Annotated in this window: 10 protein-coding genes and 1 pseudogene; 2 read left to right on the forward strand and 9 right to left on the reverse strand. The window is 46.6% G+C overall.

The genetic code is table 11. The annotated features are described in order from the left end of the window. Window positions 1–16 precede the first annotated feature (16 nt). Together pyrG and C6H04_RS00925 are read left to right on the forward strand one after the other, a co-directional pair. Complete coding sequence (gene pyrG, locus C6H04_RS00920; RefSeq protein WP_104732074.1) at window positions 17–1,639, forward strand: CTP synthase; 1,623 nt, start codon at window positions 17–19, stop codon at window positions 1,637–1,639. Next, on the forward strand, window positions 1,639–2,532 hold the full coding sequence (locus tag C6H04_RS00925) for a pseudouridine synthase family protein (protein WP_104732075.1): 894 nt from the start codon (window positions 1,639–1,641) through the stop codon (window positions 2,530–2,532). Before pyrG ends, C6H04_RS00925 begins: the two co-directional genes overlap by 1 nt. 301 nt (window positions 2,533–2,833) lie before the next feature. Here C6H04_RS00925 and C6H04_RS00935 read toward each other — a convergent pair whose 3' ends face one another. The 9 genes and pseudogenes from C6H04_RS00935 to C6H04_RS00970 all read right to left on the reverse strand — a co-directional run. After that, window positions 2,834–3,172 (reverse strand): hypothetical protein, encoded by a 339-nt coding sequence (locus C6H04_RS00935; RefSeq protein WP_233711802.1) that lies wholly within the window; start codon window positions 3,170–3,172, stop codon window positions 2,834–2,836. Window positions 3,173–3,197: 25 nt separating this feature from the next. Beyond that, window positions 3,198–3,464 carry an AtpZ/AtpI family protein gene (locus C6H04_RS00940; protein ID WP_104732078.1) on the reverse strand — a complete coding sequence of 89 codons (267 nt, stop codon included), beginning with the start codon at window positions 3,462–3,464 and terminating at the stop codon, window positions 3,198–3,200. Beyond that, the gene (hemL, locus tag C6H04_RS00945; RefSeq protein ID WP_104732079.1) at window positions 3,454–4,770 is read right to left on the reverse strand and encodes a glutamate-1-semialdehyde 2,1-aminomutase; all 1,317 of its coding nucleotides are present in this window, start codon (window positions 4,768–4,770) and stop codon (window positions 3,454–3,456) included. The genes C6H04_RS00940 and hemL overlap by 11 nt, the downstream gene beginning before the upstream one ends. Further along, window positions 4,770–5,324, reverse strand: coding sequence for a YceI family protein (locus C6H04_RS00950; protein WP_104695804.1), 555 nt, complete (start codon window positions 5,322–5,324; stop codon window positions 4,770–4,772). Before C6H04_RS00950 ends, hemL begins: the two co-directional genes overlap by 1 nt. A gap of 328 nt (window positions 5,325–5,652) precedes the next feature. Further along, on the reverse strand, window positions 5,653–6,105 hold the full coding sequence (locus tag C6H04_RS00955; protein WP_104732080.1) for a DnaB-like helicase C-terminal domain-containing protein: 453 nt from the start codon (window positions 6,103–6,105) through the stop codon (window positions 5,653–5,655). A gap of 181 nt (window positions 6,106–6,286) precedes the next feature. After that, window positions 6,287–6,559, reverse strand: a complete 273-nt coding sequence (locus C6H04_RS08050; protein WP_233711803.1) for a hypothetical protein — start codon at window positions 6,557–6,559, stop codon at window positions 6,287–6,289. Next, window positions 6,496–7,257 (reverse strand): hypothetical protein, encoded by a 762-nt coding sequence (locus tag C6H04_RS08055; RefSeq protein WP_233711804.1) that lies wholly within the window; start codon window positions 7,255–7,257, stop codon window positions 6,496–6,498. The genes C6H04_RS08050 and C6H04_RS08055 overlap by 64 nt, the downstream gene beginning before the upstream one ends. 3 nt (window positions 7,258–7,260) lie before the next feature. Continuing rightward, the gene (locus C6H04_RS00965; RefSeq protein ID WP_104732081.1) at window positions 7,261–7,488 is read right to left on the reverse strand and encodes a hypothetical protein; all 228 of its coding nucleotides are present in this window, start codon (window positions 7,486–7,488) and stop codon (window positions 7,261–7,263) included. Further along, window positions 7,488–7,957, reverse strand: a pseudogene (locus C6H04_RS00970) (hypothetical protein); the annotation flags it as partial. The gene C6H04_RS00965 and the pseudogene C6H04_RS00970, both read right to left, overlap by 1 nt.

A 7,957-nucleotide genomic window follows, 5' to 3' on the forward strand; every position in this document is an offset into this window, starting at 1 on the left:
CTTATTAAGGATAAGTATGGCGACTAGATTCATCTTTATCACCGGGGGTGTATTGAGTTCTTTGGGTAAAGGGGTGGCGTCTAGCTCCCTAGCCCATCTGCTTAAACTCTGCAGCTTTGAAGTAGATATTCTGAAGATTGACCCTTATATTAATGTCGATCCGGGCACACTGAGCCCCTTTGAGCATGGCGAGGTTTTTGTTACAGCTGATGGGAGTGAAACGGACCTAGACATCGGGCATTACGAACGCTTCTTAAATAAGGATTTTTCCAAAGAAAATAATTTTACCACTGGGCAGATCTATTTGAGCGTGATTGAAAGGGAACGCAAAGGCAAGTATCTAGGCAAGACAATCCAAGTTATTCCCCATATTGTGGACGAGATCAAAGAGCGGATTTTAAAACTTGGTGAAGGCAAAGATTTTCTAATTGTAGAAGTGGGAGGCACGGTAGGCGACATTGAGGGAATGGTTTACCTAGAAGCCATTCGGGAGCTCAAGAACACCTTGGGGCGCGCGCGTGTAGCCAATGTGCATGTCAGCCTTGTGCCCTATATTTCCACCAGCCAAGAGCTCAAGAGTAAGCCCACCCAACATTCCATCATTGAATTGCGCCGCTTGGGTGTGAGCGCGCATATTATCTTAGCGCGCTGTAGCCAGCCCTTGAGCACCGAATTGAAAGCTAAGATTGCGAGCAGTTGCGATGTGCCCATCAAGAATGTGATTCAGGCGCGTGATGTACCCAGCATTTACGCCTGCCCTTCAGAATATCTTAAAGAGGGTTTATTAGAGGCGATCTGCGAGCATTTCAACATCCAGGCCTGTCCAGACGGTCAAAAGTTACAGATTTGGGATGAGCTGGTTACACATATTTTAAATCCCAAACGCACAATTAAGATTGGGTTTGTGGGCAAGTATGTGCACCTGGGTGAATCTTATAAGAGTTATTTAGAGAGCATGGTCTGTGTGGGAGCGCATTTGCAAGTTAGGGTTGAGGTGGCTTTCATCAATAGTGAAGAGCTGGAATTGCAAGAGGGTGAAACGGATGCGCATTTGCGCGCACGCGTGGCCCATAAATTGCAAGACCTGCATGGGGTTTTAGTGCCCGGAGGTTTTGGAACACGCGGCATTGAAGGGATGATCAATGCGATCACACATGTGCGCACGCACCACATCCCTTTTTTAGGAGTGTGTTTGGGGGCGCAATTAATGGTAGTGGAATTTGCTAGACAAGTTTTGGGTTTACAAGGAGCGCATTCTAGTGAATTTTCTCCTGAGTGCACGCACCCAGTGGTGAGCCTACTTAAAAGCCAAGCGCACATCACCCACAAGGGTTCGAGCATGCGTTTGGGCACGCATTTAATCGCGCTCAAAGAGGGTTCACCCATCGCAAAAGCTTACGGCACGCTCGAGGTTAAAGAGCGCCACCGCCATCGCTACACCATTAATAAGGACTATGTCAAGCAGTATGCCCAACATGGCCTAGAGGTTGTAGCGCATAGCTATCCTGACAATCTTATAGAAGCCTTGGCTCTGCCTGCAGAAAAGTTTTTCATAGGGGTGCAATACCACCCCGAATTCACTTCCAGATTGATTGCTCCTAATCCTCTGTTTAAGGCCTTTGTGCAAGCTTGTTTGTAATGCCTTTCGTACGCGAAATCTTTGATCTCTCCCAACCCACTAAGGCGTGGGTTTTTGTGTGTGATGTGTTGGCATGTTCGCGCGCACAGGCACAAAGCCTACTAGATCGGGGGCGTTTGTGTTATGTAAATGGCACGCGTATCCATAAATCTGAGCATATTGTAGGGCAGGTTGCCTTGTTACATTTCAAAGCTCTGCACTCCCCCACTCTCACGCCTTTTTTCAGCACGCCTTACTTTGAAATCTATTACAAGCCCAAAAATCTCTATTCTCATCCCAAGAACTACAACAGCGCCAGTTTATATGAGAGCGTGCACGCACGCAACCCTCATGCGCGCCTAATTCACCGCCTGGATTATGAAACCAGCGGGCTAGTGATGGTCAGCACGCAGAAGTGTTATGAAAATGCTCTTAGAGAACTCTTTAGCACACGCCAAATTAGTAAAACTTACCGAGCGTGGGTGCAGGGGGATATGCGTGCTTACGCACAAGGACCCTTCAGTGTGATCTTAAAAATTTTAGAACCCAAGAGCAAGCGTGCCGATCTAGGCATTCGTTGCCAAATTGCTAAAGAGGGCAAACCCAGCGCTACGAGTGTGCAGATTTTGCGCTTTTGCCCTAAGACACAGCACACTCAGCTTCAAATCACCCCGCTCACCGGTCGCACGCACCAAATCCGCCTCCATTTAAGCGCGCTAGGTTTTCCTCTTGTGGGCGAACCACTTTATATGAGCGATGATCATGCCAGGGCCTATTTAGACGCTAAAAAAGCAGATTTCCAAGGTGTGTTCAAACCCTTCCAAACTCAGCTTGCCCTAGAGGCCAGCGCACTAGAATTTGAATTATTCGGGCTGCGCTACGGGATAACTCTTCCAACTTCAGAGTATCAATAAAGTATTTGCCGATTTTGCTAAAAGTCTTAAAAGCGGGGCTTGAACCTTCCCAATACACAATCCCATAACCCCATTATGGTGCGCTCCATCGCGATGCCACACTTAGCACAAGTTTGCCCTAAATCAGTAGGCAAAAGCGCATCGCTTTTAGGGCTAATAATTTTGGTCGCTCCGCATTTGGGGCATTTGAGCTTAAAAGAAGATGGAGGAACGGGCACCAGAAGTCCTTTCTCTGTCCAGAAGAGCTTTTTTAGATTTGAGATTATAACACAGGCTACGCTTACAGCACTTGGTAAGACACTCAAGCTCTTTTAAGGAGATATACCCCTAGTACGCTGGCCAAACACACTCCCAGCCCTATGAGGTAGGGAATGGGTTGGAAGACCTTCCAATGCATAAGCCCCAACAGAGTGCCCAATAAGATCGCATAAGCCCCCATCTTGGGCCAGCCCACACTCAACCCCACTCCTAACATAAACTTCGAGGAATGAGTGTGTTGTGCATCGCCCAAAGTGTTCTTAAGCCGTTGATATCCCGTTATCAGTACTAACAAGAACCCTACAAAACTCGCCTCAAAGTTAAGTAGAGCCCACAGACCCCAGCCATAGGCTACCACTCCTGCCCCTAGCGTATTACACATCAGTATGAGGAGGGCACATTTTAAGCTACACATGGGAATCGTGTTTATACTTGGGATCTTGAGCCAGAGCATCTAGGTCTTTTTTGGCGCGCTTATAAGCTTTGTAGACATTGAGAACAGCCCCTCCGACCCCCCAAAAAACCCCCAACCAAAATAACCATGCAATGCCAGTGAGGCGCTTGAGCCCATAACCAATGCCAATACCAATGAGAATCGCCACCACGATGGAGATACCCAAACTCAGAACACTGGCTCTTTCTATAATCCGTTTGAACTTGGGTTCAGATTCCATGCATCATTTCAGAAAAACTCTCCTTGGCTTTCTGCACGCATGCATCGATAATATCCTCATGCATAGGAGTGCAGATAAAGCCACTCTCGAATGCAGAGGGGGCTAAATAAACGCCCTTTTGGAGCATCTTTTGATGGAAAGTTGCATACAATGCTTTGTTAGCACCCTTGGCCCCCTCAAAATTATGCACCGCTTGTTCACTAAAGAAAAAGCCAAACATGCTTCCGCGCACACAGGTTTGCAAAGCAAAATCATGGGATTGTGCCGCGCGCGCAAGCCCCTCGGTGAAGCGCAGGGCGAGTGCTTCCAATTTCGAGTAGAGTTTAGGGTCTTGGGCAATTTTTTCTAAGGCGACAATGCCCGCGGCCACAGCCACAGGGTTACCACTCAAAGTACCCGCTTGATAAACCCCTCCTGCAGGTGCAAGCAATTCCATGATCTCAGCCCTGCCTCCAAAACACGCCAAGGGCAAACCTCCTCCAATCACCTTACCAAAGGTAACCAAATCCGGCACCAGGCGGTGGTACGCCTGCGAGCCACTTGCAGAAGCCCTAAAACCACTCATCACCTCATCAAAGATCAGCACGGCGTGGTGTTGATGGCATAAATCTTGCAGTGCCTGCAAAAACTCCAATTGAGCGGGCACTAAGCCCATGTTGCCTGCGATGGGCTCGATGATCACGCAACCCACCTGATTGCTCGCTCGAAAACACTCTCTAACAGAGTCAATGTCGTTGTAGCGTGCTACTAAAGTGTGCTGGCTAATGCTCTTGGGCACGCCCAAAGAGTCAGGCACCCCAAAACTAGCACAGCCACTGCCTGCACCTACCAATAAACTATCGCTATGTCCGTGATAGCACCCCTCAAATTTGATAATGTCATCCTTTTGAGAGAAAGCTCTGGCGAGGCGAATAGCACTCATAGTTGCTTCCGTTCCACTACTCACCAAGCGTACTTTTTCAACCCCCTCATAGCTCAACACAATTTTTTTAGCTAGAGTGGTTTCTAGTTCTGTAGGTGCACCAAAACTCAAACCCCGCCGCAAGACTTCAATAACGCGCTCTTGGATTTGTGCATCTGCATGCCCAAAGAGCAGGGGTCCCCAACTCTGCACAAAATCTACATAGGAGTTTCCATCGACATCATAGAGAGAATAGCCTTCACCTTTAAAGATGAAGGGAGGAGTGCCTCCCACACTTTGGAAGGCGCGCACAGGAGAATTCACCCCTCCAAAAATCACCTGCTTTGCTTCGTTAAAGTCGTTAATACTGTGCAGAAGCGTGTGGCCTAGCTGTTTTTTGGCCATTAATCTTTAAGGTCCGCTTTAAATGTAATCTGGACCTGCGACCAAGTTAATTTTTCATGCTGAACCTCACATGCTTTGGCAAGTTTTTGAAGGGCATCTTTAAGGCCAAACTCCAAAACATCCAATACACCAGTGGCTACGAGTTTGTTATCCTGAATTGTGTAGGTCATAGGAACTTTAACGCTCCTAGCATTCATGCGCACACCAGCTAAAATCGTGCCCTGATTTTCACCCGCTACAATATCTCTAAAAGTAACTTTTAGGTTCTTGTCCTTGAACAAATCAAAGAATGATTCTTTTAGGTTTTTGTTCTTGAGATCGTCGTGTAAATTCACATGAGAAACATTGATTGTGGCGGTGGCTTTGTCTAAGGCGTGCGCGACGCTGGACATATCTTTATTAAAACGATAAACCACATTGTCGAAAGTGCCTTCCACACCCGCCTTGTGGGGAGTTTTAAATGCAGTAAAACTCATGCTTACTTTGGTAGTATCAATGGTTGTTGCATGCGCTAAAGAGGAAACTAAAAATGCACCTAGAATAAACTTTTTCATCTATAAAACTCCCTTGACATAATTTCGAAACACTGATAATGAATTATACGTCCCAAAAGGGGGGTCAAAGCAAAAAAGCGACCCCGATAAACTAAACCAGCGCCCCTAGCCTACAAGGACCTCAAATCCTCTAGGCCACGAAGCCGGCCCACAACCCCTAAAACCTCAAGACCCACTACAGCAATGGGCGAGACCCAAGCCACCACGAGACAACTGAAACAACCCCCCGAACTCCAGGCTTGGTCCACTTACCTAGCTGAAGATTAGTGGTATTTAACTTAAGGGATGCTTACATTATGCGCCACAATGTGTTTTTATTCCACCCCTTCTAACACGCATATTTTGCAAGAAATAATCGTATAAGTGTGGCATTTGTGGGCTTCTTGAGAGTACTTAAAGCGATAATCGTAATATTATTCTGTGTGACACAGGCTTTAAGTGCGGAGGATATCTTAGAGAGTTTGGCGTGCAAATTTGCGTTTTCATCTTGGAGCTCTATAAGTTGTAGATAATCTATGATGACTAGTTTGATGCCTTTTTGTTTAGCTGCGGTGTTAATGGCGGTGGTGATGGTGTTTAAATCCCTGGAACCTGCATAGGTGTAAAGCGGAAGAGCTTTGCGCCTAGTCATCGCATGTGCGATGACTTCTTTGCGGTTTGGGCCTATAATGTGCCTAAATCCTTCAAGTCTTTTACAGTGCTGAAGACGATATTTTATGGTCATGCTACGGATACACAAACCCAAAGACATTGTTTTTGGGCAAGTAAAAGGTGGTTTCATCGAGGCTTACCACCTCTTGGTTCTCCACACTTTGTTTAAAAATCTCAAAACAAGCATTAACATGCTTAGTAAAAGAATGCTTAGGGTTTGAAAGGTTATCGTTGTTCTCAAACTCTTTTCAAGGTGTTCTTGAGTGAGATAAATGCCCTTGATGGTCTTAGTGCGTTCCATAGCATCCTCCTTAAAGTTTGATGACAGATTGGCGTTTGACTTCACCGGTTCTAGCGTGTTTAAAGCCCCGCAACAACACTTGGGTAATTTTGCCGCTCGCATTGGTGCTAGAGCGGTGGCGTTGGTGCTTGGTGGGGTCGTAAGTTTGCCCGACTTCTAAGGGGTCTAGTTGGTAGAGGGTGGCTTGTTCGTAGTAGGCAAAGAGGGCGTAAAAGATTTCTATGAGGGTTTGCGCGCCCTCTGTGTCGCTTTTAAGTGCATTGTTGGTGTAATCCCAAAGCATTTCGATATTTTTACCCTGAATACCGGCGGACAAAAAGCAAGTAGATCGCCCTCTTTAAAGAGATTAGATAAGCCTTGTTTCACACTTATAGGCAAAGTTAAAAACAATTCGCAAGCTTTGACTTTGCATTTTTTGCTTTCTAGCTTCACCCGCAGGGCTTTAGCCTCTTTACTTGCGAGTTTCTTGTCTTTTGAATCTGAGAGCGTGGTAAGGTCTATGAGGGTTGCCTTTAAGTAAGCATGGCTATCTTTGAGTGCTTGGTTCTCTTGGGTAAGCTTGTCTATGGTCTTGTTCTGTGTCTCTAAGTCTTGCTTGTGTTGTTGCTCTTGTGTGCTGTTTAAGTCTCTAAGTCGTTGCATTTCTTTGATAACAAGTTCTTTGATCTGTGTTGGAGTAACTTGTTTGTCTTGTGGGGTGATGGCCTGACAAATGGCATTAAGATGTTCGCCAAGTTCTTTGATGTGGTTACATGTAACAGGTGTAACAGCGTCTACCCTCGTCTTAAACTCATCGGTGTTGTGAATATCAGGGTCTAGTCCTGCCTTAGCACAAACTGATTTATCTACATTGACAGTATTTCCATAGTTCCTATCAATGTAGCGTCCCTGTGCGTTGTAGTAGGGGCGATACCACCAACCAGGTCCATTCACATTGGCTAACTCCCATCTCCCTCCAGCCACCCGACTTCCATCTTCCACCCTTCATCCAGGGACAATCATGTCAAAGCGCAGAGTGTTAAGCCAGATACGCACACTTGCACCCTGTTTGCCAGGTCCATAAGCATTCAACACCTCTGCCCTTGTCTCTCTGTAAAAATGGCGCACATCTTCTCCAGAACACCCTCTAAGTGTGATGAGCAAATCTACTCCCTTGCCTGTATTATTGGTCCAATTCCAGCCATTGCATGCTCCATCATACAGCTGTGCCATTAGTCTCCTTTGTGTAAAGATGGGGCATTTCCCACTTTATGGTAAGTGTCTAGGTCAATCTTGCCCCCATGTTGTTGGATGTATTGCACTCTAGCCTTGTGCTTGAGATAGGATTGGACCACATCTGGGGGCACTCTGCCCCCTAGAGCTTGCAGTTCATTGATTTGCTCAGCAAGATAATTTAGAGCAATGTTCTGGTTCTCTCCCATTCTAGCCGTGTTCTCCTGTGCGCTACGGGCCTTAAAGGCACTGATATTCTTGGCATCCTCAATGGTCTGGTTAGTGGTCTTGCCACTATTCATCGCACGGGCTAGAAAATAGCTATACTGATTGATCGCATTGTCTGTAGCGGCCAATTCAGGGCTGATGCCAATCACCCCTCCACTTCTTTGATTGAGCCAGCGCGCTGCTCCATTCCACGGGCCACTATTGTCTTGGGCCTTGGTGATGATATTGTCCCCTAGGGATA

Source organism: Helicobacter salomonis (genome assembly GCF_900197775.1).
GTDB lineage: Bacteria > Campylobacterota > Campylobacteria > Campylobacterales > Helicobacteraceae > Helicobacter > Helicobacter salomonis.

Bases quoted from the DNA above. Each gene is read 5' to 3' on its own strand.
- pyrG (WP_104732074.1), top strand. From the start codon at position 17: ATGGCGACTAGATTCATCTTTATCACCGGGGGTGTATTGAGTTCTTTG.
- C6H04_RS00925 (WP_104732075.1), top strand. From the start codon at position 1,639: ATGCCTTTCGTACGCGAAATCTTTGATCTCTCCCAACCCACTAAGGCG.
- C6H04_RS00935 (WP_233711802.1), bottom strand. From the start codon at position 3,172: ATGTGTAATACGCTAGGGGCAGGAGTGGTAGCCTATGGCTGGGGTCTG.
- C6H04_RS00940 (WP_104732078.1), bottom strand. From the start codon at position 3,464: ATGGAATCTGAACCCAAGTTCAAACGGATTATAGAAAGAGCCAGTGTT.
- hemL (WP_104732079.1), bottom strand. From the start codon at position 4,770: ATGGCCAAAAAACAGCTAGGCCACACGCTTCTGCACAGTATTAACGAC.
- C6H04_RS00950 (WP_104695804.1), bottom strand. From the start codon at position 5,324: ATGAAAAAGTTTATTCTAGGTGCATTTTTAGTTTCCTCTTTAGCGCAT.
- C6H04_RS00955 (WP_104732080.1), bottom strand. From the start codon at position 6,105: ATGAAACCACCTTTTACTTGCCCAAAAACAATGTCTTTGGGTTTGTGT.
- C6H04_RS08050 (WP_233711803.1), bottom strand. From the start codon at position 6,559: ATGCTTTGGGATTACACCAACAATGCACTTAAAAGCGACACAGAGGGC.
- C6H04_RS00965 (WP_104732081.1), bottom strand. From the start codon at position 7,488: ATGGCACAGCTGTATGATGGAGCATGCAATGGCTGGAATTGGACCAAT.